The sequence below is a fragment of the Streptomyces sp. P3 genome (genome assembly GCF_003032475.1).
GTDB lineage: Bacteria > Actinomycetota > Actinomycetes > Streptomycetales > Streptomycetaceae > Streptomyces.
On the sequence record NZ_CP028369.1, the window covers coordinates 1079230 to 1103209 of the forward strand.

Below are 23980 nucleotides of genomic sequence, written 5' to 3' on the forward strand. Positions count from 1 at the left end.
GCAAGGTGATCAGGTCGCCACGAAGGGTAGTTGAGATGTGACGCGCGCATCAAAGCCGACCCGCGGGGTCGTTGACGGACCGGTGGATGCCTCACACTGGTTTCCCGTGACGCCCCCTCCGCCCATACCGACCCGAGTCGTGCTGCTCTGCGGCCCTTCCGGCTCCGGCAAGTCCCTGCTCGCGGCCCGCTCCGGCCTTCCCGTGCTGCGGCTCGACGACTTCTACAAGGAGGGCGACGACCCGACGCTGCCGTCGGTCGCCGGCAGCTCCGACATCGACTGGGACCACCCCGACTCGTGGGACGCGGACGCGGCCGTCGCCGCGATCGTGGACCTGTGCGGCACCGGGCGCACTCATGTTCCCGTCTACGACCTCTCGCTCAGCGCGCGCACCGGCGAGGAGGCGGTCGAGATCGGGCGGACCCCGCTGTTCATCGCGGAAGGCATCTTCGCCGCCGAGATCGTCGTCCGCTGCCGGGAGCTGGGCGTCCTGGCCGACGCGCTGTGCCTGAGCCGCGGTCCGGTGAAGACCTTCCGCCGCCGCTTCCTGCGCGATCTGAAGGAGGGCCGCAAGTCGGTGCCCTTCCTCCTGCGGCGCGGCTGGCGTCTGATGCGCGCCGAACGCTCCATCGTGGCCCGGCAGACCGGGCTCGGCGCGTACGCCTGCGACCGCGACGAGGCACTGGGCCGCCTGGCCGCCGCCGCGGGCCACCGCGCCACCACCACGCAGACCGCCGTCTAGGACGTGCGTTCGTTCGGACGGCCCGGCCGAACGGGACCGCCACGGTGACCGGACCGAACCGGACCGGCACTCAGCGCGGGTGACCGCGACGAGACGCGGAAAAAGCGGGACTGGACGGACCCCCCGGCCCTCCAGCCCCGCTCCCCCGTGCTTCCCCCGTGCTTCCCCCCGTGTGGTGCTTCCCCCGTGCTTGTGCGGTGCCGCTCCCCCGTACGTCCCCCGTCGGGTCCCCCCGGCACCGCTCCCCCGTTCACCGGCTCCCCTGAGCGGAGCCGGGCCCTCCCCCGTTCACCCTCAGGCGACCAGCTCCCCGAAGGCGTCCTCCTCGTCACGGCCGAAGCTGAGGACCTCGTCCTCGCGCAGCCGGCGGAGCGACCGCCAGATGCTCGACTTCACCGTGCCGACACTGATGTCGAGGATCTCCGCGATCTCCGGGTCGGTGCGGCCCTCGTAGTAGCGCAGGACCAGCATCGTCCGCTGGAGTTCGGGCAGCCGGGCCAGCGCCTGCCACAGGACGGCGCGCAGTTCGGTGCCGCGCATCGCGTCCGTGTCGCCGGGCGTCTCCGGCAGTTCCTCGGTCGGGTACTCGTTCAGCTTGCGGCGGCGCCACGCGCTGATGTGCAGGTTGGTCATCGTCCGGCGGAGGTATCCGCCGACCGCGGCCTTGTCGCTGATCCGCTCCCACGCCCGGTACGTCGAGAACAGCGCGCTCTGCAGCAGGTCCTCGGCCTCGAAGCGGTCGCCGGTGAGGTGGTAGGCGGTGGCGTACAGGGAGGCGCGGCGCTCCTGGACGTAGGCGGTGAACTCCGCCTCCGTCAGGGAGCGACGCTCCCCCGAGTCCTCCCCGTACGCGGCTCCCCCGTGAGCCGCCTGCTCCCCCGTGTCGACGACCGCCATGAAGGGGGCGTTCTGACGCCCGATGCCGCGACCGCACCCCCGCCCGGTCACAGCACCGGACTTCTCGGAACCCCGGTTCACGTCGTGCAGACGCGTGACGACCGCGACTGCGTTGGTGCTCATACCGTGCAGCGTGTTCATCTCGCGCCCCCCGTCGTGGACTTACGGTGTTCGGTCTGGTGCCTCGGCCGGGTTCCGCGGTGTTCGTTTTCCGCGTCGCCCCGCCTCGTGACCAAAAGACTGCCCGGACCACTTCATCGCCGTGTCCGCCGTCTGTCACAGACCTGTCACAGGGGCCTGTCACGGGAACAGCACAGACACTTCACAGCACTGCGCGGTACCGCAGTCGACCAGGTCGCCGCAGGTCACCGCCGGGGGACACAGGGGTGCTCCGGGGGACACAGGGGTGCTCCGGGGTACTCCGGGCACACGGGGCGGTCCGCGGATTCGGTCGGAGCGGGTGGTCAGAGGGGCGGCCGACGGGAGCGGCCGGCAGGAGCGGTCAGCGAGGGCTCTCCGCGGAAGCTCCGCACGGCAGGGCCACCCGACCGACCGTGCCGAAAGCGGCAGGGAGCCGGCCACACCGGGGCACCGGGGCATCGGCCGCGCCGAGGGCCGCAGGGACCCGGGGGCATCGGCCCTCGGCGCGGCAGCAGGGACCCGAGGGCGTCGGCCACGCCGGGGGCCGCAGGGAGCCGCGCGGGTCACCGACCGGGCTCACCTCAGGGCCTCGGGCGGCGGCGATGAGCGGCGGATTCCGTTTTCCCGCGCCGGTACCGCGGCGGCCCGACGACTGGGTGCGCGCATCCGCGAAAGACCGCCCGGGTTCGTCGAAACCGCAGGTCCGAGGGCCTGCGAACCGGACATTCATACGGCTTGGGCACAGGCGTTCGCAGCCTTTTCCCGGCCCCGCGCGCCCCGCCCGCGCCGCCCGAGCCTCCACCGCGCGGCGCCCGCGCCCGGACCGGCACCTACCCACGGGTCGAACGACAGCCCCCTCATGGGCCAGAATGAGCCCGTGCCTTCCCTGTTGCTGATCGAGGACGACGACGCCATCCGCACGGCCCTGGAGCTCTCACTGACGCGCCAGGGGCACCGTGTGGCGACCGCTGCGAGCGGTGAGGACGGTCTGAAGCTCCTGCGCGAGCAGCGGCCGGATCTGATCGTGCTGGACGTGATGCTGCCCGGCATCGACGGTTTCGAGGTCTGCCGTCGCATCCGGCGCACCGACCAGCTGCCGATCATCCTGCTCACCGCCCGCAGCGACGACATCGACGTGGTGGTCGGGCTGGAGTCCGGTGCCGACGACTACGTCGTCAAACCCGTGCAGGGCCGGGTGCTGGACGCCCGGATCCGGGCGGTGCTGCGGCGCGGGGAGCGCGAGTCGAACGACTCGGCGACCTTCGGCAGCCTCGTCATCGACCGCGCGGCGATGACGGTCACGAAGAACGGCGAGGACCTCCAGCTCACCCCGACCGAGCTGCGGCTGCTGCTCGAACTGAGCCGCCGGCCCGGCCAGGCGCTGTCCCGGCAGCAGTTGCTGCGGCTCGTGTGGGAGCACGACTACCTGGGCGACTCGCGGCTGGTGGACGCCTGCGTCCAGCGGCTGCGGGCCAAGGTGGAGGACGTGCCGTCCTCCCCGGTCCTGATCCGCACCGTGCGCGGCGTCGGCTACCGCCTGGACGCGCCTCAGTGACACAGCCGCAGGGGGGGCTCCGCGGCTGGTCCGCGGCGCGCAGGGGAAAAGTGTCACGGCTGCGTCTCACCAGCCTGCGCCTGCGGCTGGTGGTGGTCTTCGGCGCGGTGGCGCTGACGGCCGCCGTGTCCGCGTCCGGCATCGCGTACTGGCTGAACCGCGAGGCCGTGCTGACCCGCACCCAGGGTTCGGTGCTGCGGGACTTCGAGCAGGAGATGCAGAACCGGGCGGGTTCGCTGCCGGAGCATCCCTCGCAGGACGAGCTCCAGCACACCGCGGGGCAGATGGCCAACAGCAGCCAGCGGTTCAACGTGCTGCTGGTGGGCGCGGACGACAGCGGCAAGACCGTGTACGGCAACTCCAACGGGCTCAACGGGTTCTCGCTGGAGGACGTCCCCGAGTCACTGCGCACGGCGGTGAACAAGCAGCAGGACGTCATCGGCGGCAACAAGTCGCCGTACCACCTGTACTGGCAGCGGGTCGTGGACCACGGGACGCCGTACCTGGTGGCCGGGACCCGGGTGAACGGGGGCGGGCCGACCGGCTACATGCGCAAGTCGCTGGCGCCGGAGGCCAAGGACCTCAACTCGCTGGCCTGGTCGCTGGGGATCGCCACCGCCCTCGCGCTGGTCGGGGCCGCGCTGCTCGCGCAGGCCGCCGCCACGACCGTCCTGAAGCCGGTGCACCGGCTGGGCGTCGCGGCGCGCCGGCTCGGCGAGGGACGGCTCGACACCCGGCTGCGGGTCTCCGGGACGGACGAACTCGCCGATCTGTCGCGGACGTTCAACCGGACCGCCGAGGCGCTGGAGAAGCGGGTCGACGACATGGCCGCCCGTGACGAGGCGTCGCGCCGGTTCGTCGCCGACATGTCGCACGAACTGCGGACCCCGCTGACCGCCATCACCACCGTCGCGGAGGTGCTGGAGGAGGAGCTGGACGCCGAGTCGGGCAGCATCGACCCGATGATCGAGCCCGCGGTGCGGCTGGTGGTCAGCGAGACACGACGGCTGAACAACCTGGTGGAGAACCTGATGGAGGTCACCCGCTTCGACGCGGGGACCGCGCGGCTGGTCCTGGACGACGTCGACGTCGCCGACCAGATCACCGCGTGCATCGACGCGCGGGCCTGGCTGGACGCCGTCGACCTGGCCGCGGAGCGCGGCATCCACGCCCGGCTCGACCCGCGGCGGCTTGACGTCATCCTCGCCAACCTCATCGGCAACGCGCTCAAGCACGGCGGTTCGCCGGTGCGGGTGTCGGTGTCGGCGCAGGACGACTCGGTGGTCATCGCCGTGCGCGACCACGGGCCGGGCATCCCGGAGGACGTGCTGCCGCACGTCTTCGACCGGTTCTACAAGGCGAGCGCCTCCCGGCCGCGTTCCGAGGGCAGCGGGCTGGGCCTGTCCATCGCGCTGGAGAACGCCCACATCCACGGTGGTGAGATCACCGCCGCCAACTCCCCGGAGGGCGGCGCGGTGTTCACGCTGCGACTGCCGCGGGGCGTCTCAGAGCCGGCGGACCGGGACGGCGCGGACGACGGCGAGCAGGGCGCGACGACCGTGCTGGACGAGGGGAACGCATCGTGACCATGGGCCGTGCGACCGTCCGACGGCTGTGCGCCGCCGCGGTGCTGGCCGGCCTGGCCGGCCCGCTCGCGGGCTGCGGCATCCGGGCGACCGAGGTGCCGACCGACTTCGGTCCCGCGCCCTCCCGGGTGCGCTGCTCGCTCACCGACCCCGCCGCGTCGCCGCAGGCCGCGCGCGCGGGGGTGCCGGTGCAGGTGTTCCTGCTGTGCGGTTCGGCGCTGGTCGCGGTGGACCGCAGTGTGCGGGTGCCGGACGGCGCGGCCGGCCCCGCGCGGCGCGCGCTGGTCGCGCAGGGCCTGCTGGACCAGCTCGCCGAGTCGCCGTCCGCCGCCGAGAAGGAGGCCGGGTACACGACGGACGTGCGCGGTGCCATGACCGTGAGCGGTCCGGCCGGCAAGGACCCGGACGACGCGCTGCGGCTGAGCGTGCCGCCCGGGAACCTCACCTCGTACGCGCTCGCGCAGGTCGTGTGCACCTTCTCCGACTCGGCGGCGGCCGAGGACGACGGGTCGGTGATCCTCGGCGGTCCCGGCTCCGAGCCGGTGCGCCGCTACGAGTGCACCGACGAGGTCCGCTCGCGGCCCGGCAGCACGGAACCCCCGTCCTCGGCCGTCACGAGCGGCGGCTGAGGGCCCGCCCCCTCCCGGCCCCGCAGGCCCTGTGCCGCCCTGCCGGCCTCGTGCGGCCCGCCCCGGGCCCTGTGCCGCCCTGCCGGCCTCGTGCGGCCCCGCGCCGGCCTGCCACACCCGCCACCCGCTGGAGCGGCGGCCGGGTGTGTCGGACGCCTCATGCGGGGCGGGGCGTCGACGTCGTCGCAGGTCATCGTCTGTCGGGGCGCGGCGCGGCCGGGGCCGGGCCGCGCGCCGCGCCGGTGGGCCGGAACCGATCGTGCCGGGGGGCGCGTCTTGGGGGGCGTGCAGCGTCAAGGCTCCATCGGCGGCAGCGCCGCGTACCGCATCCGCGCGACCGGGATTCTCTTCCTGGCCGCCCACCTCGTGTTCGTCGCCTGGGTCTCGCTGCGCCCGCTGGACGTTCCCTGGGTGATGCCGGCCAACCTGCATCCGTTCGACGGGATCCGCGCCGATCTGAGGCTCGGCTGGCCCGAGGCGGCGTCGCGGATCGGTGCCGGACTCGGGCTGTTCGCCCCGCTGGGCGTCCTGCTCCCGCTGGTGCACGGCAGGCTGTGGGTGTCGCCGCTCGCCTCCCTGGTCCGTACGGTGACGGCGGGAGCACTGCTGTCCCTCGCCGTCGAGCTGCTGCAGACGGGGGTGCCCGGTCAGGTCGCGGACATCGACTCGCTGCTGCTGAACACGGCGGGCGTGGCCCTGGCGCACCTCGCGGTGGTGCCGGCGGTCCGTGGGTGGCTGCGTGGCCGGGAGGAGCCCGGGGAGCGTGCCGGGGTCCGGCAGGGGGAGCCGGCTCAGGGTCGCACCCCGAGGATTCCCAGGGTCGGTATCGCCCCGTAGAGCGACGCTTCGTCCCCTTCGTCACCGTAGCGTTGTCGTCAGAGAGAGCAGCCGCAAGGGCCGCCTCCGACGGACGCTCACGAAGGAGCCGCAGATGTCCAGCCTCGCCCGCCCCACCCACGGCCGCATGATCGGCGGAGTGTGCGCCGCGCTGGCCCGCCGCTTCGGCACCTCCGCGACCACGATGCGTGTGATCTTCGTGCTCTCCTGCCTGTTGCCCGGGCCGCAGTTCCTGCTCTACATAGCCCTCTGGGTGCTCCTGCCGTCGGAGGGCAAGGCGGCGCGCACCGCCTGGTGACCCGCCATCGCACAGCGCGCCGCGGAACGCCGCAGGGCACCGGAGAGCACCGTCGGGGCGTGCCCGGTTCGTACGGGCACGCCCCGTCGGCGTGACGGGGCAGGCGCGGCAGGCGGCGCCGATCAGCCCAGCGGGATCCCGTTGACCGGCAGGCCGTGGGTGGGCAGGCCCTGCAGCGGCAGACCGCCGAGCAGCCCGGAGACGGGCGCGGTGGGGCCCTCGGCGAGCAGCTTCCCGGCGACCGGCCGGGCGGCGGTCAGACCGGCGCCGACCGTCGGCTGGGCCTGCGCCAGCACCTGTCCGGCGGCGGGCAGCGCCTGGGTCGCGTTCTCCGCCGGCAGCGTGCGGGTGATGCCGTCCAGGGCCTGCGTGGCGTCCGGTGCGGCGGGGGCGGCGTTCGCGGCGCCCGCACCGACGGCGGCGAAGGCGGCGCCGAGAGCGGCGACACCGAGGGTCTTGGCAGCAGACTGCTTCATGATGAATGCGTCCTCGAATGGGATACGGGAACCGAGCGGTTCTCGACCGTAAACACGGGACGGGGCCGACAGCAAACACCGAAATGCGGACGGTTGGTGAACACCCGCCCGCATTTCGTACGCCCAGGATTTCCCACTCAGTTTTCCGCTGCCACGGAACCACTGGTGGAGACGGTTTGCTGGAACAGCCATTCGGATTTGAGCTCGGCATAACCGGGCTTGATCACGTCACTGATCATGGCAAGTCGTTCATCGAAAGGAATGAATGCTGACTTCATAGCATTGACCGAGAACCACTGCAGATCGTCGAGCGTGTAACCGAATGCGTCGACCAGGTGCTCGAATTCCCGACTCATGCTGGTGCCGGACATCAGACGGTTGTCCGTGTTGACGGTGGCCCGGAAGTGGAGCCGTCGCAGCAGCCCGATGGGGTGTTCGGCATAGGAGGCGGCCGCGCCGGTCTGCAGGTTGGAGCTGGGGCACATCTCCAACGGGATGCGCTTGTCGCGGACGTAGGAGGCGAGCCGCCCGAGCTTCACCGAACCGTCGTCCGCGACCTCGATGTCGTCGATGATCCGCACGCCGTGTCCGAGCCGGTCGGCGCCGCACCACTGCAGCGCCTGCCAGATGGACGGCAGCCCGAAGGCCTCGCCGGCGTGGATGGTGAAGTGGTTGTTCTCGCGCTTGAGGTACTCGAAGGCGTCGAGGTGCCGGGTCGGCGGGTAACCGGCCTCGGCGCCCGCGATGTCGAAGCCGACGACGCCCAGATCCCGGTAGCGGTTGGCGAGTTCGGCGATCTCCAGGGCGCGGGCCGCGTGCCGCATGGCGGTCAGCAGGGCGCCGACGCGGATGCGGTGGCCGTTGCCGCGGGCCGCCCGCTCCCCTTCCCGGAAGCCCTCGTTGACGGCCTCGACGACCTGCTCGAGGGTCAGCCCCGCGTCGAGGTGCTGCTCGGGCGCGTACCGCACCTCGGCGTAGACGACGCCGTCCTCGGCGAGGTCCTCGGCGCACTCGCGGGCGACCCGCACCAGGGCCTCGCGGGTCTGCAGCACACCGACGGTGTGCGAGAAGGTCTCCAGGTACCGCTCCAGGGAACCGGAGTCGGCGGCCTCCCGGAACCACAGGCCGAGCTTGTCGGGGTCCGTCTCGGGGAGGCGGGAGTACCCGGTCTCCCGGGCGAGGTCGACGATCGTGCCGGGGCGCAGCCCGCCGTCGAGGTGGTCGTGCAGCAGAACCTTGGGCGCCCGCCGGATCTGGTCCGGGCTCGGGGTGATGCCCGTCTGGATGCTCTGGCTCGTCATTACCGCACTCTAACTCCTACGCGCGTAGATCGCGCGTTGTACAACTCCGCCGATATGTAACGGTGACCGCACGGACAGGTGGAGTACACCACTGATTCTGACACTGTTCTGTCATGGCACAGGAACTGACGCCGGTTCGGACGGCCCGGCTGGGGAGGGCGCTCGGCCCGGAGCAGACGGCGGTGAGCGGAGCGGTGCTGCTGCTCCCGGGCGGCGAGGAGGTCTCCGGCCGCCGACCGTCCGCACTGTGGGCGGCCGCCTCCGTCCGTGGCCTCGGGCGCAGACTCGCCCGCGCGGGAGCCGGGGAGGGCCTGGCCGTGCACACCGTGCACTACCGCTACCGCGGCTGGAACGGCGGCGAGGCGCATCTCGCGGCCGACGCGTCCTGGGCCGCCGACGAGATCGTGCGGCGGTACGGGGACGTCCCGGTATGTCTGGCCGGCGTCGACATGGGCGCGCGGGCGGCGCTGCACGCGGGCGGCCACGAAGCCGTCAACTCCGTTCTGGCGATGGCTCCGTGGCTGCCGGAGGAGGACATGGCGGCGCCGCCCGAGCCGGTCAGGCAGCTCGTGGGACGACGGGTGCTCCTCGTGCACGGCACCAAGGACGAGCGCTGCGACCCCGAGCTGTCGTTCCGGCTCGCGGCGCGCGCCAAGAAGGCGAACCGGGACGTGTGCCGGTTCGAAGTGCACTCCGACGGCCACGGGTTGCACCAGTACCGCGCCGAGGTCCTCGCCCTCGCCGAGGACTTCGTCATGGGCACGCTGTTCGGCAGGGCCTTTTCCCGCCCGGTCGAGGACGCGCTCGCGGCGCCGCCCCCGCTGGGCCTGCGCATGCCGCTGGCAGCCGGGTTCGGGAAGTCGTTACGGCGACGGTAGGAACGCGGCGCCTGCGGCACGGCCGTGCGCCCCGCCGCGGAAACCACGCCGGCCCAAGCACGGCCCGGACGGGTTCTAGGACGGGAGCAGGTTGCCCCGTCTCGAGAGCAGGAACTTCTTGAAGGCGGCCACCGGCGGGGTGTCCGGATGGCCGTCGAGCCAGGCCACGCCGATCTCACGGGCCGCCCGCGGGGCCGTGACCGTCAGTTCCACCACGCCGGGACGGGCCACGGCAGGCGGTGGCAGCAGGGCTACTCCCAGACCCGCCGCCACCAGCCCGCGCAGCGTCTCCGCCTCCTCCCCCTCGAAGGCGACCCGGGGCCGGAAGCCCGCCTCCTTGCACAGGTCGTCGGTGATGCGGCGCATGCCGTAGCCGGGTTCCAGGGTCACGAAGGTCTCGTCGGCGGCCTCGGCGAGGCGGACCCTTCTGCGGGCGGCGAGACGGTGGTCGGCCGGGACGACCAGACGCAGTTTCTGCTCGTCGAGCCTGCGGGCGACCAGGTCCGGGGCGTCGGGGACCGGGGAGGTCAGACAGAGGTCCAGCTCGCCGGCCCGGAGCCCTTCGAGCATCGCCTCGCCGTAGTTCTGCACGAGGCTGAAGCGCACCCGCGGGTGGTCGGCGCGGAACGCCTGCAGAAGGCCGGGAACGGTCTCGGCACCCATGGTGTGCAGGAAGCCGAACGCGACCTTGCCGGCCGTCGGATCGGCGTCGGCGCGGACCTCCTCGGCGGCCCGCTCGATCTCCGCGAGGGCGCGCTCCACCGAGGTGAGGAAAGCGCGGCCGGCCGGGGTGAGGGAGACCGTGCGGCCGCGGCGGGCGAACAGGTCGACGCCGAGGTCCTGCTCCAGCCGGACCATCGCCCGCGACAGCGTCGACTGCGGGACGTCCATCTCCTGGGCAGCGCGCGTGACGTGCTCGGTGCGGGCGACCCCGGCGAAGTAGGCGAGCCGGGGGGCCAGCAGCCTCGCCATGTCGGCGGTGTCTTCTGTGTCACCGGACGGTGACAGGCGAGTCCGTGACCTCTGCTGATGCACCATGGGAACGATTATGACAAGTCCGTGCATTGGACGGATCAGCGAGTCCCTCCGTAGGTTCGAGGCATGTCTCCCGCCAGTACCGGGGCGTCCACGATCGTGGTCGCCGCTTCGCCCGCCCGCTCAGCCGCAACCGCCCCCGCCGCCGTCACCACCGCCCCTTCCGACTCACGGCTGGCCCCCGGCGGCCCCGGCTACCGCCGGATGAGCTTCGCGCTCTTCCTCGCCGGTGTGGCCACCTTCGCCCTGCTGTACTCCACGCAGGCGCTGCTGCCGCTGATCTCCGGCGACTTCGGGGTGGCGGCGAGTCAGGCGAGTTGGACCGTGGCGGCGGCGACCGGCGGGCTGGCCCTGTTCGTCCTGCCGATGAGCGCCCTGTCGGAGCGCTACGGCCGCCGTACGGTGATGACGGGCTCGCTGGGGGTCGCGGTCGGCGTCGGCCTGCTGGTCCCGTTCGCGCCCTCCCTGGGCTGGCTGGTCGTGCTGCGGGCGGTGCAGGGCGCGGCGCTGGCCGGGCTGCCCGCCTCGGCCACGGCCTACCTCGCGGAGGAGGTCCGGCCCAAGGCGCTGGTCACGGCGATCGGCCTGTTCGTGGCCGGCAACAGCGTCGGCGGGATGAGCGGCCGGGTCATCACCGGCTGGGTCGCGCAGGAGTGGGGCTGGCGGATCGCCGTGGGCGTGATCGGCGCGCTGGCGGTGGCCTGCGCGGTCGCCTTCCGCCTGCTGCTGCCGACACCTCGCCACTTCACGCCGGGCTCCCTGGCGCCCCGCGTCCTGGCCCGCACCGTCCGCGGCCACCTCGCCGACCCTCTGCTGCGCCGGCTGTACGCGATCGGCGCGCTGTTCATGACCGTCTTCGGCGGCGTGTACACGGTGATCGGCTACCGGCTGACGGAGGAGCCGTTCGCACTCCCCCAGGGCGTCGTCGGCTCGATCTTCCTGGTGTACCTGGTGGGCACTGTGTCGGCGTCGACGGCGGGCCGGCTGGTCGGCCGGCTGGGGCGGCGTGGCGCGCTGTACCTGGCGGGCGGCACGACCGCCGCGGGCCTGCTGCTGTCGCTGGCGGACTCGCTGGCGTCGGTGCTGCTGGGCCTGGTCCTGATCACGGCGGGCTTCTTCGCGGGGCACGCGGTGGCGTCGTCGGCGGTCAGCAGGACGGCGACCACCGGCCGCGCCCAGGCCTCCGCGCTCTACCAGTCCGCGTACTACGTCGGCTCCAGCGCCGGCTCCACGGTCGGTGCGATCGCCTTCCACTCGGGCGGCTGGGCCGGCACGGTCGGCGTCGGCCTCCTCGCGGTGCTCGGCGTCGTCGCGATCACGGTGGCCGGCACGCGCGCGGCGCGCCGGGCGGCTCCGGCCGCCGCCTGACCGCCCTCGCTGCTGCGCGCCGGATACGGCGACGACGTGGCGGCGCAGCGGCTGCCGGCCGCGCTGACCGGCGCCGAGGAGGTCAGCGTGGCCTTCAACCCGGCGTATCTGCCGGACGCGCTGTCGTCGTTCGGGGCGACGCGGCTGCGGGTGCAGCTGCTGGGGACCGGCCAGCGGACGCTGCTGAGCTCGGCGGACGCGCCACAGAGCCACCGGCACCTGCTGACGTCGGTCAGGCAGCTGGTCTGGGCGGCGACCGCGACCGCGGCTGCGAGCAGCGGCGGCAAGGGCCCGTGCAGGGCCTTCCACCTGCGCGTTCGTCGACTCGACAGGCCGTTGTCAGTGGGCTGCGGTAGCTTCCGAAGTGCTGGGCGCGACGACGCGTGACAGGACGGCCGCAGGGGTGGGTTGGACGATGAGCGACAGCACGGCGACGACGACGGACCTCGACGTCGCACTGGAGAAGCACCGGACGGAACTGACCGGTTACTGCTACCGCATGCTCGGCTCGTCCTTCGAGGCGGAGGACGCGGTACAGGACACCATGGTGCGCGCCTGGCGCAGCTATGACCGGTTCGAAGGCCGCTCCAGCCTGCGTTCCTGGCTCTACCGGATCGCCACCAACGTCTGTCTGGACATGCTGACGGCCGGCAACAAGCGGGCCCGGCCGATGGACCTCTCCGGGCCCACCCCCCTCGCCCGGGCCGCGCTCTCGCCGCGCCCCGACAACACCTGGCTGGAGCCGATGCCCGACGCCCGTGTGCTGCCGACGGTGGAGGACCCGGCCGAGGCGGCGGTCGCGAAGGAGTCGGTGCGCCTGGCGTTCATGGCCGCGCTGCAGCAGCTGCCGCCGAAGCAGCGGGCGGTGCTGATCCTGCGGGAGGTGCTGGCGTGGCGGGCGAGCGAGGTGGCCGAGCTGCTGGACACCTCCGTCGCCTCGGTCAACAGCGCGCTGCAGCGGGCGCGGGCCACGCTGTCCGAGCGGAAGGAGTCCGGCGCGGACGCGTCGGTGTCGGACCCGCTCGACGAGGAGCAGCGAAAGCTCCTGGACCGCTATGTGGCGGCCTTCGAGGGCTATGACATGACGGCGCTGACGGCCCTGCTCCACGAGGACGCCGTCATGACGATGCCGCCGTTCGACCTGTGGCTGACCGGGCACGACGACATCACCGGTTTCATGACCACGCTCGGCTCCGCCTGCGAGGGCTCGCGCCTGCTGCCGGTCGAGGTCAACGGTCTGCCGGGGTTCGCCCAGTACAAGCCGGACCCGGAGAAGGGCGGGTTCACGCCGTGGGCCGTCCAGGTCCTGGAGATCTCAGACGGCCGCCTCACCGGGTTCCACTTCTACCTCGACACCCAGCGCTGGTTCCCCCTCTTCGACCTCCCCCTCCACCTGGACGGGGACGCCGACGAGGTCGAGCAGGGCGCGTAGCGCGGGGTCGGGGCCACGCAGGCGTATCCGGCCCCCGGACTGCCGCGCGGCCAGCTGGAGCCGCGCCAGCAGGTCGACGGTGAGGAGACCGGGCGGCCCGATCCCGGCCACGTCGCAGACCACGACCCCGGTCTCGGTACAGGCCAGCAGCGTGCGCACGGCGTCACCCAGCCCTGCCGCCTGCCCACGGGTGACAGGGCCGGTCAGGGTGAGCACGGGGGGTGTCGTCGCTTCCACGATCGGTAGACCGGGCGGAAGCCCCCAACTCATCGCCCGCCACGGCGGGCGCCTACGCGACGGGGAACTCGCCGGTGTCGATGACGACGTCGAAGGGCGCGGGAAGCTTGAGGGCCTCGCCGAACTTCGCTGAGGTCAGCAGTTGGTAGACGTCGCCCTTCGGCTCCCCGTAGAGCGACGCGGCGGGGCCTTCGGGGGCCCAGCGGTCGACGAGGAGGTAGAAGGGGATGCCCGCGCAGGCGTAGGCGGCGGGCTTGCTGATGCGGTCGTGCCGGGCGTTCGACTTCGAGGTGACCTCCACGACGAGCTCGGCGAGCGCGGCCGGGATGTGGGTGTCCGCCTCCGTGTGCTCCCGCACGGGAGCCACCACGAGGTCGGGGATGAGCATGCCCAGCCGCGACGGCACGGCGATGGCCAGGGTCTGGAAGATTTCCCAGTCCTCGGGGATCACCGAGTAGAGGCGACGCTGGATGCGTGCCGCGATGACGTTGTGACGGTATGCGGGAGCAGGTGACACGGTGACGATCCCCTCGATGATCTCCACCTTGCTGCCCTCGGGCCATTCCATCTCCTCCCAGAACCGGACGAGGTCGTCCCAGCTCTGCTCGGGGTCGTGGCCCACGGTGAGTGCGCTCATGGCGGTCTCCTTGTCGGTGCGTCACCGAGTCCAGCATGCCGAACGGGACCGGCGGAGGTCCACCGATCCCGTTCACCCGAATGAGGGCTGTGACAGCGGCGGCCTGCGGCCGCGGGCCAGGTCAGGCGATGCGCTCCAGCACGACCGGGGAGGCCGTGAACGCCGTACCGGGGGCGCTGACGTCGTACGAGCCCTCGACCGCCTGGAGCGCGTACTCGAAGCGCTCCGGGGTGTCCGTGTGGAGGGTGAGGAGGGGCTGGCCCTCGCGCACGGTGTCGCCGGGCTTGGCGTGCAGCTCGACGCCGGCGCCCGCCTGCACCGGGTCCTCCTTGCGGGCCCGGCCGGCGCCCAGGCGCCAGGCGGCGATGCCGATGTCGTACGCGTCGAGACGGGTCAGGACGCCCGAGGCTGCCGCCTTCACCACGTGCTGTTCCTTCGCGACGGGCAGCGCGGCGTCCGGGTCGCCGCCCTGGGCGGCGATCATGCGCCGCCAGACGTCCATGGCCGAGCCGTCGGCGAGCGCCTTCGCCGGGTCGGCGTCCTTGATCCCGGCCGCGTCGAGCATCTCGCGGGCCAGGGCGATCGTCAGCTCCACGACGTCCGCCGGGCCGCCGCCGGCCAGCACCTCCACCGACTCGCGGACCTCCAGGGCGTTGCCCGCGGTCAGGCCGAGGGGCGTGGACATGTCCGTCAGCAGCGCGACGGTCTTCACTCCGTGATCGGTGCCGAGGCCCACCATCGTGGAGGCGAGCTCCCGGGCGTCCTCGACGGTCTTCATGAAGGCGCCGGTGCCGACCTTCACGTCGAGGACCAGGGAGCCGGTGCCCTCCGCGATCTTCTTCGACATGATGGACGAGGCGATCAGCGGGATGGCCTCGACGGTGCCGGTCACGTCCCGCAGCGCGTACAGCTTCTTGTCGGCCGGGGCGAGACCGTCGCCCGCGGCGCAGATCACCGCGCCGGTGCCGTCCAGCACGGCCAGCATCTCCTCGTTGGAGAGCAGCGCGCGCCAGCCCGGGATCGACTCCAGCTTGTCCAGGGTGCCGCCGGTGTGGCCGAGGCCGCGGCCGGAGAGCTGCGGGACCGCCGCGCCGCAGGCCGCCACGAGGGGGGCCAGGGGCAGCGTGATCTTGTCGCCGACGCCGCCCGTGGAGTGCTTGTCGGCGGTCGGGCGGGACAGGGCGGAGAAGTCCATGCGCTCGCCGGAGGCGATCATCGCGGCCGTCCAGCGGGCGATCTCCCGCCGGTTCATGCCGTTGAGCAGGATGGCCATGTTGAGGGCGGCCATCTGGTAGTCGGCGACCTCGCCGCCGGTGTACGCGGCGATGACCCAGTCGATCTGCTCGTCGCTGAGTTCACCGCGGTCCCGCTTGGCGCGGATGACGGAGACGGCGTCCATCGACATGTGCGTCATGGCTTTCCTTCCGGTGGTGCAACGGTGGTGCACGGTGGTGCGGCAAGACGTGGGGAGAAATGCGGGGAGAAACGAGGGGGGAAAGTGCGCGGCCCCTCTGAGCACGTCAGAGGGGCCGTGCGGAAGTCACTTCGTGAGGTGGTCCGGGCCGAAGGCCTGCGGGAGCATCTCGGCGAGCGTCAGGATTCCCGCCGGCGTCTCCAGCAGCAGGCCGGGGCCGCCGAACTCGTACAGCAGCTGACGGCAGCGGCCGCACGGGACGAGGACCTCGCCGCGGCCGTCCACGCAGGTGAAGTGCGTGAGCCGGCCGCCGCCGGTGTTCTGCAACTGCGAGACCAGCCCGCACTCGGCGCACAGGCCGAGCCCGTAGGAGGCGTTCTCGACGTTGCAGCCGGACACGATCCGGCCGTCGTCGACGAGCGCCGCCACACCGACCGGGTAGCCGGAGTAGGGGGCGTACGCGTGGGACATGGCCTCGCGGGCCACCTCGCGCAACGCCTCCCAGTCGACTGCGGCCGCCGGGGTCACTTGCCCTGGCCCTTCCGGTAGCGCATGCCGTCAGCCCTGGGCATGCGCAGTCGCTGCGCGGACAGCGACAGCACCAGCAGCGTGACGACGTACGGGGTGGCGCCCACGAAGTCGCTCGGGACCTCGTCGGTGAACAGGTACCAGACCAGGACGAGCGCGGCCACCATGAGGCTGATCCCGGCCTGCCAGTGCGCCTTGCGGTACAGCTTCCAGCCGGCCAGGCCCGCGAGAAGCACGACCAGCAGGAGCAGCAGCGCGTGGACGGTCTCGCCGCCGTTGCGCAGCTGCAGCGCGTCGGAGTAGCCGAACAGGCCCGCGCCCATGGCCAGACCGCCGGGACGCCAGTTACCGAAGATCATCGCCGCGAGGCCGATGTAGCCTCGGCCGCCTGTCTGGCCCTCGAGGTAGGTGTGCGAGGTGACCAGGGCGAGGAAGGCGCCGCCGAGGCCGGCGAGGCCGCCGGAGACGGCCACGGCCGCGTACTTGTACTTGTAGACGTTGACGCCGAGGGACTCCGCGGCGATCGGGTTCTCACCGCAGGAGCGCAGCCGGAGGCCGAACGGGGTGCGCCACAGCAGCCACCAGCTGCCGACGAACAGCAGGAAGGCGAGGAGCGTCACCACGGACAGGTCGGTGACCAGACCGCCGAGGACGCCGGCGATGTCGGAGAGCAGGAACCAGTGGTGCTTCTCGACGGACTGCAGGGCGTCCGAGAGGCCGGGCACGTCGATGTGGGGCAGGGACTCCACGGGCGGGGACTGCTTGGGGTTGCCGCCCGCCTCGGCCGGCTTGCCCTCCGAGAAGAACAGCTTGGCGAGGTACTGGGTGATGCCGAGCGCCAGCAGGTTGACCGCGACGCCGGAGACGATGTGGTCGACGCCGAAGGTGACGGTCGCGACGGCGTGCACCAGACCGCCGAGGACGCCGAAGCCGACACCGCACAGCAGACCGAGCCAGGGGTTGGACTGCCAGCCGATCCAGCCGGCGCCGAAGGTGCCGAGGATCATCATGCCCTCGAGGCCGATGTTGACCACACCGGACCGCTCGGACCACAGGCCGGCCAGACCGGCGAGGCCGATGGGCACGGCGAGGCCGAGTGCGGCCGAGACCTGGCCCTCGGAGGTGAGCTGGTTGGCGCCGGTGATGATGCGGACCACGGCGACGAGCACCAGCGCGCCGGCGATGATCGTGAGGATCCGGCCGACCGAGCGGCCCGACCGGCCGCCGGTGTCCGCCTTGGGCGCCGCCGGGGGCGGCGTGTCGGTCATCGTGGCAGTCATCACGCCACCTCCTGCTTCTTGGTCGGGGCGGCGGCCTGGGCGGCGAGCTCGGCGCCGACCCGCTGCTGCTGGCGCTTGAGGCCGTAGCGCCGGACGAGCTCGTAGGCGATGACGACGCACAGCACGATGACGCCCTGGATGACGCCGAGGATTTCCTTGTCGTACCCCTCGAACTCGAGGTGGTTGGTCGTGCGCTCCAGGAAGCCCCAGAGCAGCGCGCCGAGCGCGATCCCGACCGGGTTGTTGCGGCCGAGCAGGGCGATGGCGATACCGGTGAAGCCGATGCCCGACGGGAAGTCGTTGCTGAACTGGTGGCTGTCGTTGAGCAGGGTCGGCATGCCGATCAGACCGGCCACGGCGCCGGAGATGACCATGCTGGTGGCGACCATCTTCTTGACGGAGACACCGCTCGCGGTGGCCGCGCTCTCGGACTGGCCGACGGTGCGCAGGTCGAAGCCGAACCGCGTGCGGCCGAGTACGAACCAGTAGGCGACGCCGACGAGGACGGCGACGACGATGAAGCCCCACAGCACACCGGCCGCGCCGGTGTCGATGGTGAAGAAGTACGAGGACTTCGGCAGCGGGTCGGTCGAGACGACCGTGCCGCCGCTCTGCAGTTCGGCGAGCTTCCCCGGCTGCAGCAGGTAGGCGATGATCGCGGTGGCGATCGAGTTCAGCATGATCGTCGAGATGACCTCGCTGACGCCGCGGGTCACCTTGAGGATGCCCGCGATGGCCGCCCACAGGGCGCCGGTCGCCATGGCGCACAGGATGATCAGCGGGATCGCGATCCAGCCGGGCACGGTCAGCGCGCCGCCGAGGACGGCGGCGACGAAGGCGGCGAGCCGGTACTGGCCGTCGACGCCGATGTTGAACAGGTTCATGCGGAAGCCGATGGCCACCGCGACACCCGCCAGGTAGTACGTCGTCGCCTTGTTCAGGATGTAGACCTGGCTGTCGCTGGCGGAGCCGTAGGTCAGCATGTCGCTGAAGGCCGCGCCCGGGTTCTTGCCGGTGGCGAGGATGACCAGGGCGGTGACGACGAGCGCGGTGACGATCGCCAGCAGCGGGGCCGCGACCCCGAGGAGCAGCCGCTCCTTGTCGATCCGTGCGGTCAGCTTTTTCATCGGGCGTCGTCCTCTGCGTGCTCCAGGTGGCCGGTGGCCGCACCCGTCATGGCGGAGCCCAGCTCCTCGGGGGTGATCGTGGCGGGGTCGGCGTCGGCGACCAGCCGGCCGCGGTACATGACCCGCAGGGTGTCGGAGAGCCCGATGAGCTCGTCCAGGTCGGCGGAGATCAGCAGCACGGCCAGGCCCTCGCGGCGCGCCTCGCGGATGTGGTCCCAGATCGCCGCCTGCGCGCCGACGTCCACGCCGCGGGTGGGGTGGGCGGCGATGAGGAGCTTGGGGGCGTGGCTCATCTCGCGGCCGACGATCAGCTTCTGCTGGTTGCCGCCGGACAGCGAGGCGGCGGTCACGTCGACGCCGGGCGTGCGGACGTCGTACGCCTCGACGATCCGCTCGGTGTCGGTGCGGGCGGCCTTGATGTCGAGCAACTGGCCACGCGAGTTGGGCCGCTCGGTGACGTGGCCGAGGATGCGGTTCTCCCACAGCGGCGCCTCGAGGAGCAGGCCGTGGCGGTGGCGGTCCTCGGGGATGTAGCCGACGCCGGCCTCGCGGCGGTTGCGGGTGGGGGCGTGGGAGATGTCGGTGCCGTCGAGGGTGACGACGCCGGCGTCCGGAGCGCGGATGCCCATGATCGCCTCGACCAGCTCGGACTGGCCGTTGCCCTCCACGCCGGCGATGCCGAGGACCTCGCCCTTGTGGATGGTGAAGGAGATGTCGTCGAGGATGATCCGCTCGACGCCGTCGAGGTCCGTCTGCGTCAGGTGCAGCCCGTCCAGCTTCAGCAGCGGGACGTCCGTGACCGTGGACTCCTCGGTCTCCGGAGTGGGCAGTTCGCTGCCCACCATCAGCTCGGCGAGCTGCTTGGTCGTGGTGTTCGAAGGCTCGACCGTGCCCACCGTGGTGCCGCGCCGGATGACGGTGATCTCGTCGGCGACGGACAGCACCTCCCCCAGCTTGTGCGAGATGAAGATGACGGTGAGGCCCTCGGCCTTCAGCTCGCGCAGGTTGTGGAAGAGGGCGTCGACCTCCTGCGGCACCAGGACGGCCGTGGGCTCGTCGAGGATGAGCGTCTTGGCGCCGCGGTAGAGGACCTTGAGGATCTCCACGCGCTGGCGGTCGGCGACGCCGAGCTCCTCCAGGAGGACGTCGGGCCGGACGTTCAGCCCGTACGCGTCGGAGATCTCCTTGATCTTCGTGCGGGCCTTGCCGCCGATGCCGTGGAGCTTCTCCGCTCCGAGGACGACGTTCTCCAGGACGGTGAGGTTGTCGGCGAGCATGAAGTGCTGGTGCACCATGCCGATGCCGCGCGCGATGGCGTCGGCGGGGTTGCCGAACGTGACCTGGTCGCCGTTCACGGTGATGGTGCCCTCGTCCGGCTGCTGCATGCCGTAGAGGATCTTCATCAGGGTGGACTTGCCGGCGCCGTTCTCACCGCACAGGGCGTGGACGGTGCCGGTGCGAACCGTGATGTCGATGTCGCGGTTGGCGACGACGCCGGGGAATCGCTTGGTGATGCCGCGCAGTTCGACGGCAGCGGGAGGGCTGGACGCGTTGATGGCGCACTCTCCTCGGGGAAAAGGGGCTGCGTAGGGGAGGGCAGGCGTCGGCGACGCTAGCGCGGCAACTCCGCGCTACACGCGTAGAGTTGACACATTGTTATGGCTCGACGAGGGGGTTGTCGTGCACCCCCCTCGTCGAGCCCGGGGTCAGGCGGCGACCATCAGGTCACGGGGTGGTCTTGACCGTGATGGAGCCGTCGACGATCTTCTTCTTCGCCGCGTCCAGCTGGGTCTTGATGTCGTCGATGAAGCCACCGCTGGTGGCGAGCGAGACACCGTTCTTGGCGAGCGAGTAGTTGTTGACGCCCGTCAGCGGCTTGCCGTCGTGGACGGACTTGACGAAGTCGTAGACGCCGACGTCGACGTTCTTCACCATCGAGGTCAGGATCGAGGCCTTGTACTTGGCCAGACCCGGGATGTTGTACTGGTCGGAGTCCACGCCGATGGCCCAGGCGCCCTTGACGCCGTTGACGGCCTCGATCGCGCCGTTGCCGGAGGAGCCGGCCGCCGAGTAGATGACGTCGGCGCCGTTGTCGAGCATGCCCGACGCGGCGGCCTTGCCCTTGTCGGGGCTGGCGAAGCCGGAGAAGTCCGAGCCGTGGCTCAGGTACTGGGAGTCGACCTTGACGGCCGGCTTCGTGTCGTGGACGCCCTGGGTGAAGCCCGCCTCGAACTTCTTGATCAGCGGGACGTCGACGCCGCCGATGAAGCCGACGTGGTTCTTCTTGGTCTTCAGCGCCGCGGCGACACCGGCCAGGTACGAGCCCTGCTCCTCGGTGAAGGTGATGCTGTCGACGTTCTTGGCGTCCACCACCGAGTCGACGATGCCGAAGCTGACCTTCGGGTACTTCGCGGCGACCTTGGTCATCGAGGTGGCGTAGGAGAAGCCGACGCCGACGATGGGGTTGTAGCCGGCGTTCGCCAGGTCGGTCAGACGCTGCTCGCGGTCGGCCTCGGTGTCGGTGGTCTTGGCGGTCAGCTCCTTGATCGAGCCGCCGAACTCGGCCTTGGCCTTGTCGGCGCCGCGCGCGGCGGAGTCGTTGAAGGAACGGTCACCACGGCCGCCGACGTCGAAGGCGAGACCGATCTTGACGCCCGAACCGCCGCCGGTGGAGGCGGAGGACGAGCTGCTGGCGTCGTTCTCGGAGGAGGTGCTGCCACATGCAGTGGCAGTCAGTGCGAGAGCTGCGGTGGCGATACACGCAGCGGAAAGCTTGGCTACCCGGCGCACGGGAAGGCTCCTTCACCTGACCTGAGCGCCTTGTCGGCGCTTGATGTGAGCACCATGCCAGTGCTCGGGCCTGGACGCCCCGATCGGCGTTGGCTTCGCGGCATCGTAACGCGCGTAGATGTCAGAAAAACACCCCTCGCGACGCCGTTATCGATTCGAGGCGAACGCCGTCTGAACTCGGTGACTTGCGGCTTCGCGCCGATGATTTCGAACCGGGGACGAATGGCTTACAACACGGTTGCGCCGAACGGCGGAACGGCCACGTGAGAGCCGTTCCGCCGCCGTCGGCTCACCTGCCGGCCGCGTCCAGCAGCGCCGCCGCCGTGAAGAGCTCGACACCGACGGTGATCGCCGACTCGTCGGCGTCGAAGTCGCCCTGGTGCAGGTCGCGCACGGTGCGCTCGCCGGGCGGGCGCACACCGAGCCTGGCCATCGAGCCGGGGACCCGCTCCAGGTACCAGGAGAAGTCCTCGCCGCCGAGGCTCTGCTCGGTGCCCTCCACGGCCGACTCGCCGCGCCGGGCCACCATGGCGTCCCGCAGCAGGGCGGTGACGTCCGTGTCGTTGACGACCGGCGGGACGCCTCGCACGTAGTTGATCTCCGACTTGGCCCGGTGCAGGTTGGCCACCTCGTCGATCGCCGCGACCACGATGTCCGGAGCCTGCCGCCACGCCTCGAGGTCCAGGCAGCGGACGGTGCCGGAGAGCTCGGCGTGCTGCGGGATCACGTTCGGGGCGTGCCCGCTCTCGATGCGGCCCCAGGTGACGGCCAGCCCGGCGCGGGTGTCGACCCGGCGGCCGACCAGCGCGGGCACGTCGGTGACGACCCGGGCGGCCGCCGTGACGAGGTCGGTGGTCAGGTGCGGGCGTGCGGTGTGGCCGCCGGGCCCGTCCAGGGAGATCTCCAGCCGGTCGCAGGCGGAGGTGATGGCCCCCTCGCGCAGACCGACCTTGCCCGCGTCGACCCGGGGGTCGCAGTGCACGGCGATGATCCGGCCCACACCGTCCAGTGCGCCGTCGGCGATGGCGTCGGCGGCGCCGCCGGGCAGCACCTCCTCGGCGGGCTGGAAGATCAGCCGCACCGGTCGCGGCAGCCGGCCCTGCCGATGCAGCTCCGCCAGGACGAGACCGGCGCCGAGGACGACGGTGGTGTGCACGTCGTGGCCGCAGGCGTGCGCGCGGTCGGGGACGGTGGACCGGTAGGCGCACTCGGTCTTCGTGTCCGGGATGGGCAGCGCGTCGATGTCGGCGCGCATCGCGAGAACGGGCACGCCGTCGACCGCCGCACCCTCCGCCCCCACGGTTCCGATGTCGCAGATGAGGCCGGTGCCGACGGCGAGCACGCGGGGCTTGAGTCCCGCCTTCTCGAGGCGGGCCTTGATCGCGGCCGTCGTGCGGAACTCCTGGTTGCCCAGCTCAGGGTGCATGTGCAGGTCGCGGCGGAAGGCCACGAGCTCGGCGCGCAGCGCCTCCGGCAGGACGCCGGGAAGGGCGTCGGGGAGCACGGCTTCCCCTGAGGGATCGGCCTCGGACTCTCGGGACATCAGTTGCTTCACCCTCTGAAGGGTAGGACGCCTGGGCGGTCGACCGACCTACGATCAACAAAACTTCAACCCGTCAGGCGAAGAAAAGTCGGCCGCGCGGCGCATGGCTGCTGTGCGGGATGGGTACACTCGCCGACTTTCGAGGTCGGCTGCCCACACTTCTTCCTTTCTCTCACGGATACCACGGACCGCCGATGGCACGCCGTGCCGGTCCACGTACCGGGACCGATCCTGGAATCATCACCTCCGCGCAGCGGTCCCGCCACACAGGGCGACCCGGCCGGCACGGCCGGGGAGGGCGGGCGCGAGGTGAGCGTGGCGGCGCCGCACGGAGAACGGGCGGAGCCCCGGCGGAGGGGTGCGGCGAAAGACGTGGCGGCCCGGCCGCCCGGACGAGGAGCCGCCGACCGCCCCGGCGCGCCGCCTCAGCCGACTCCGTAGCGCGCCGCGATCCCGTCGACGATCAGGTCGAGGCCTTCCGCGAAGTGCCGGTCGTAGTCGGCGAAGATCTCCGCGCCCGCCTGCGCCGACAGCGGGAACGCGGCCAGCCGCCGGGCCCGCTCCTCGACGTCGAACCCCTCGCGCCGCTCGTCGGGCAGCGGCTCGACGCCCTGCTCCTCGGTGACGAAGCCGATCGTGTAGAGGTACGTCGTCGAGGTCGCGCGGACCGCCTGGGCGAGGGTGAAGCCGGCGGCCGTGAACAGCCGCAGGCCGTCCTCCATCTGCTCGGCGTGCTCGACGCCGGTGAAGCGGGAGCCGCTGAAGACCTTCGCGCCGTCGCGGTAGCCGCGCAGGGCTCGGCGCAGACCGTGGTTGGACTTGCTCAGCCGCTGCCGCCAGGTGTCGGCGGGGTCGAGTTCGGCACCGGCGACCATCCGCCGGTACATCTCGGTCGCCATCTCGTCCAGCAGCGCCTGCTTGTCCTTGAAATGCCAGTACAGCGCGGGCGCCTTGACGTCCAGTTCCCTGGCGATGGCGCGCAGGGTCAGCCCGTCGAGGCCGACGTCGTTCAGCAGCCCGAGTGCGGTGTCCGCGACCCGCTGGCGGTCGAGGGGGGCTCGTCGTCCGGTGCTCACACTTGACAGTTTAACGCCGTTAAGGCCACTCTCGTGAACGAAGGGACTTAACAACGTTAAGGAGAGTTTCATGGGTACCGGCACGTATGGGACCAAAGGCACGAACAGGGATGCGGGCGCGCACGCCGGCCTGGACCCGGACGTGGAAGTGGACCCGCATACGAACGTGAACG

General features: G+C 71.7%; 23 protein-coding genes and 1 pseudogene. 10 read left to right on the forward strand and 14 right to left on the reverse strand.

Translation table 11 applies throughout. From position 1 onward, the window contains the following. Positions 1-37: 37 nt before the first annotated feature. Positions 38-742 carry a uridine kinase gene (locus C6376_RS04715; RefSeq protein WP_107442241.1) on the forward strand — a complete coding sequence of 235 codons (705 nt, stop codon included), beginning with the start codon at positions 38-40 and terminating at the stop codon, positions 740-742. A 294-nt stretch (positions 743-1036) separates the two neighbouring features. On the opposite strand, the gene C6376_RS04720 is transcribed toward C6376_RS04715, so the two are convergent. Then, positions 1037-1780, reverse strand: a complete 744-nt coding sequence (locus C6376_RS04720) for a SigE family RNA polymerase sigma factor (protein ID WP_107442242.1) — start codon at positions 1778-1780, stop codon at positions 1037-1039. Between the two features lie 877 nt (positions 1781-2657). On the opposite strand from C6376_RS04720, the gene afsQ1 reads away from it, so the two are divergent. From afsQ1 to C6376_RS04745, 5 genes are all read left to right on the forward strand, one after another. Next, positions 2658-3335 (forward strand): two-component system response regulator AfsQ1, encoded by a 678-nt coding sequence (afsQ1, locus tag C6376_RS04725; protein WP_173985586.1) that lies wholly within the window; start codon positions 2658-2660, stop codon positions 3333-3335. Beyond that, positions 3332-4921: a HAMP domain-containing sensor histidine kinase gene (locus C6376_RS04730; protein ID WP_107442244.1), complete on the forward strand. Its 1590-nt coding sequence runs from the start codon at positions 3332-3334 to the stop codon at positions 4919-4921. Before afsQ1 ends, C6376_RS04730 begins: the two co-directional genes overlap by 4 nt. 2 nt (positions 4922-4923) lie before the next feature. Next, positions 4924-5550, forward strand: coding sequence for a hypothetical protein (locus tag C6376_RS04735; RefSeq protein WP_107442245.1), 627 nt, complete (start codon positions 4924-4926; stop codon positions 5548-5550). Between the two features lie 285 nt (positions 5551-5835). Next, positions 5836-6387 carry a VanZ family protein gene (locus C6376_RS04740; protein WP_107442246.1) on the forward strand — a complete coding sequence of 184 codons (552 nt, stop codon included), beginning with the start codon at positions 5836-5838 and terminating at the stop codon, positions 6385-6387. Between the two features lie 94 nt (positions 6388-6481). Further along, entirely contained in the window at positions 6482-6685 is a 204-nt protein-coding gene (locus C6376_RS04745) for a PspC domain-containing protein (RefSeq protein WP_107442247.1), read from the forward strand. A gap of 122 nt (positions 6686-6807) precedes the next feature. Here C6376_RS04745 and C6376_RS04750 read toward each other — a convergent pair whose 3' ends face one another. Together C6376_RS04750 and C6376_RS04755 are read right to left on the reverse strand one after the other, a co-directional pair. Further along, positions 6808-7161: an ATP-binding protein gene (locus tag C6376_RS04750; RefSeq protein WP_107442248.1), complete on the reverse strand. Its 354-nt coding sequence runs from the start codon at positions 7159-7161 to the stop codon at positions 6808-6810. A gap of 137 nt (positions 7162-7298) precedes the next feature. Then, the gene (locus C6376_RS04755) at positions 7299-8462 is read right to left on the reverse strand and encodes an adenosine deaminase (protein WP_107442249.1); all 1164 of its coding nucleotides are present in this window, start codon (positions 8460-8462) and stop codon (positions 7299-7301) included. A gap of 113 nt (positions 8463-8575) precedes the next feature. On the opposite strand from C6376_RS04755, the gene C6376_RS04760 reads away from it, so the two are divergent. Then, a complete protein-coding gene (locus C6376_RS04760) occupies positions 8576-9340 on the forward strand; it encodes a prolyl oligopeptidase family serine peptidase (protein ID WP_107442250.1) in 765 nt (254 codons plus the stop codon). A gap of 75 nt (positions 9341-9415) precedes the next feature. Here C6376_RS04760 and C6376_RS04765 read toward each other — a convergent pair whose 3' ends face one another. Then, on the reverse strand, positions 9416-10378 hold the full coding sequence (locus tag C6376_RS04765) for a LysR family transcriptional regulator (RefSeq protein WP_173985587.1): 963 nt from the start codon (positions 10376-10378) through the stop codon (positions 9416-9418). 63 nt (positions 10379-10441) lie between these two features. Here C6376_RS04765 and C6376_RS04770 point away from each other — a divergent pair, with 63 nt between their 5' ends. The 3 genes and pseudogenes from C6376_RS04770 to C6376_RS04780 all read left to right on the forward strand — a co-directional run bounded on the left by C6376_RS04770 (position 10442) and on the right by C6376_RS04780 (position 13175). Further along, a complete protein-coding gene (locus C6376_RS04770; protein WP_107442251.1) occupies positions 10442-11743 on the forward strand; it encodes an MFS transporter in 1302 nt (433 codons plus the stop codon). A gap of 9 nt (positions 11744-11752) precedes the next feature. Further along, a pseudogene (locus tag C6376_RS45020) lies at positions 11753-11989 on the forward strand (DNA polymerase III subunit beta); the annotation flags it as partial. A gap of 169 nt (positions 11990-12158) precedes the next feature. Further along, positions 12159-13175, forward strand: a complete 1017-nt coding sequence (locus tag C6376_RS04780) for a sigma-70 family RNA polymerase sigma factor (protein ID WP_107442252.1) — start codon at positions 12159-12161, stop codon at positions 13173-13175. On the opposite strand, the gene C6376_RS04785 is transcribed toward C6376_RS04780, so the two are convergent. The 10 genes from C6376_RS04785 to C6376_RS04830 all read right to left on the reverse strand — a co-directional run bounded on the left by C6376_RS04785 (position 13059) and on the right by C6376_RS04830 (position 23807). After that, positions 13059-13445, reverse strand: a complete 387-nt coding sequence (locus tag C6376_RS04785; RefSeq protein WP_159083156.1) for an STAS domain-containing protein — start codon at positions 13443-13445, stop codon at positions 13059-13061. The genes C6376_RS04780 and C6376_RS04785 overlap by 117 nt on opposite strands. A 19-nt stretch (positions 13446-13464) precedes the next feature. Then, positions 13465-14049 carry a Uma2 family endonuclease gene (locus tag C6376_RS04790; RefSeq protein ID WP_107442253.1) on the reverse strand — a complete coding sequence of 195 codons (585 nt, stop codon included), beginning with the start codon at positions 14047-14049 and terminating at the stop codon, positions 13465-13467. Positions 14050-14170: 121 nt separating this feature from the next. Next, on the reverse strand, positions 14171-15448 hold the full coding sequence (locus tag C6376_RS04795; RefSeq protein ID WP_173985858.1) for a thymidine phosphorylase: 1278 nt from the start codon (positions 15446-15448) through the stop codon (positions 14171-14173). 141 nt (positions 15449-15589) lie between these two features. Next, on the reverse strand, positions 15590-15991 hold the full coding sequence (locus C6376_RS04800; RefSeq protein WP_107442254.1) for a cytidine deaminase: 402 nt from the start codon (positions 15989-15991) through the stop codon (positions 15590-15592). Next, the gene (locus C6376_RS04805; RefSeq protein ID WP_107442255.1) at positions 15988-17271 is read right to left on the reverse strand and encodes an ABC transporter permease; all 1284 of its coding nucleotides are present in this window, start codon (positions 17269-17271) and stop codon (positions 15988-15990) included. The genes C6376_RS04800 and C6376_RS04805 overlap by 4 nt, the downstream gene beginning before the upstream one ends. Continuing rightward, a complete protein-coding gene (locus C6376_RS04810) occupies positions 17271-18398 on the reverse strand; it encodes an ABC transporter permease (RefSeq protein WP_107442256.1) in 1128 nt (375 codons plus the stop codon). Before C6376_RS04810 ends, C6376_RS04805 begins: the two co-directional genes overlap by 1 nt. Further along, positions 18395-19921: an ABC transporter ATP-binding protein gene (locus C6376_RS04815; RefSeq protein ID WP_173985859.1), complete on the reverse strand. Its 1527-nt coding sequence runs from the start codon at positions 19919-19921 to the stop codon at positions 18395-18397. The genes C6376_RS04810 and C6376_RS04815 overlap by 4 nt, the downstream gene beginning before the upstream one ends. Before the next feature lie 202 nt (positions 19922-20123). Further along, positions 20124-21188 carry a BMP family protein gene (locus tag C6376_RS04820; protein ID WP_107442258.1) on the reverse strand — a complete coding sequence of 355 codons (1065 nt, stop codon included), beginning with the start codon at positions 21186-21188 and terminating at the stop codon, positions 20124-20126. 289 nt (positions 21189-21477) lie between these two features. After that, positions 21478-22731, reverse strand: a complete 1254-nt coding sequence (locus C6376_RS04825; protein WP_107442259.1) for an amidohydrolase — start codon at positions 22729-22731, stop codon at positions 21478-21480. A gap of 425 nt (positions 22732-23156) precedes the next feature. Next, positions 23157-23807: a TetR/AcrR family transcriptional regulator gene (locus tag C6376_RS04830; protein ID WP_107442260.1), complete on the reverse strand. Its 651-nt coding sequence runs from the start codon at positions 23805-23807 to the stop codon at positions 23157-23159. Between the last annotated feature and the right edge of the window lie 173 nt (positions 23808-23980).

Bases quoted from the DNA above. Each gene is read 5' to 3' on its own strand.
- C6376_RS04720 (WP_107442242.1), bottom strand. From the start codon at position 1,780: ATGAACACGCTGCACGGTATGAGCACCAACGCAGTCGCGGTCGTCACG.
- C6376_RS04735 (WP_107442245.1), top strand. From the start codon at position 4,924: ATGGGCCGTGCGACCGTCCGACGGCTGTGCGCCGCCGCGGTGCTGGCC.
- C6376_RS04745 (WP_107442247.1), top strand. From the start codon at position 6,482: ATGTCCAGCCTCGCCCGCCCCACCCACGGCCGCATGATCGGCGGAGTG.
- C6376_RS04750 (WP_107442248.1), bottom strand. From the start codon at position 7,161: ATGAAGCAGTCTGCTGCCAAGACCCTCGGTGTCGCCGCTCTCGGCGCC.
- C6376_RS04755 (WP_107442249.1), bottom strand. From the start codon at position 8,462: ATGACGAGCCAGAGCATCCAGACGGGCATCACCCCGAGCCCGGACCAG.
- C6376_RS04760 (WP_107442250.1), top strand. From the start codon at position 8,576: ATGGCACAGGAACTGACGCCGGTTCGGACGGCCCGGCTGGGGAGGGCG.
- C6376_RS04765 (WP_173985587.1), bottom strand. From the start codon at position 10,378: ATGGTGCATCAGCAGAGGTCACGGACTCGCCTGTCACCGTCCGGTGAC.
- C6376_RS04770 (WP_107442251.1), top strand. From the start codon at position 10,442: ATGTCTCCCGCCAGTACCGGGGCGTCCACGATCGTGGTCGCCGCTTCG.
- C6376_RS04780 (WP_107442252.1), top strand. From the start codon at position 12,159: ATGAGCGACAGCACGGCGACGACGACGGACCTCGACGTCGCACTGGAG.
- C6376_RS04785 (WP_159083156.1), bottom strand. From the start codon at position 13,445: ATGAGTTGGGGGCTTCCGCCCGGTCTACCGATCGTGGAAGCGACGACA.
- C6376_RS04790 (WP_107442253.1), bottom strand. From the start codon at position 14,049: ATGAGCGCACTCACCGTGGGCCACGACCCCGAGCAGAGCTGGGACGAC.
- C6376_RS04795 (WP_173985858.1), bottom strand. From the start codon at position 15,448: ATGGACGCCGTCTCCGTCATCCGCGCCAAGCGGGACCGCGGTGAACTC.
- C6376_RS04805 (WP_107442255.1), bottom strand. From the start codon at position 17,271: ATGACTGCCACGATGACCGACACGCCGCCCCCGGCGGCGCCCAAGGCG.
- C6376_RS04810 (WP_107442256.1), bottom strand. From the start codon at position 18,398: ATGAAAAAGCTGACCGCACGGATCGACAAGGAGCGGCTGCTCCTCGGG.
- C6376_RS04825 (WP_107442259.1), bottom strand. From the start codon at position 22,731: ATGTCCCGAGAGTCCGAGGCCGATCCCTCAGGGGAAGCCGTGCTCCCC.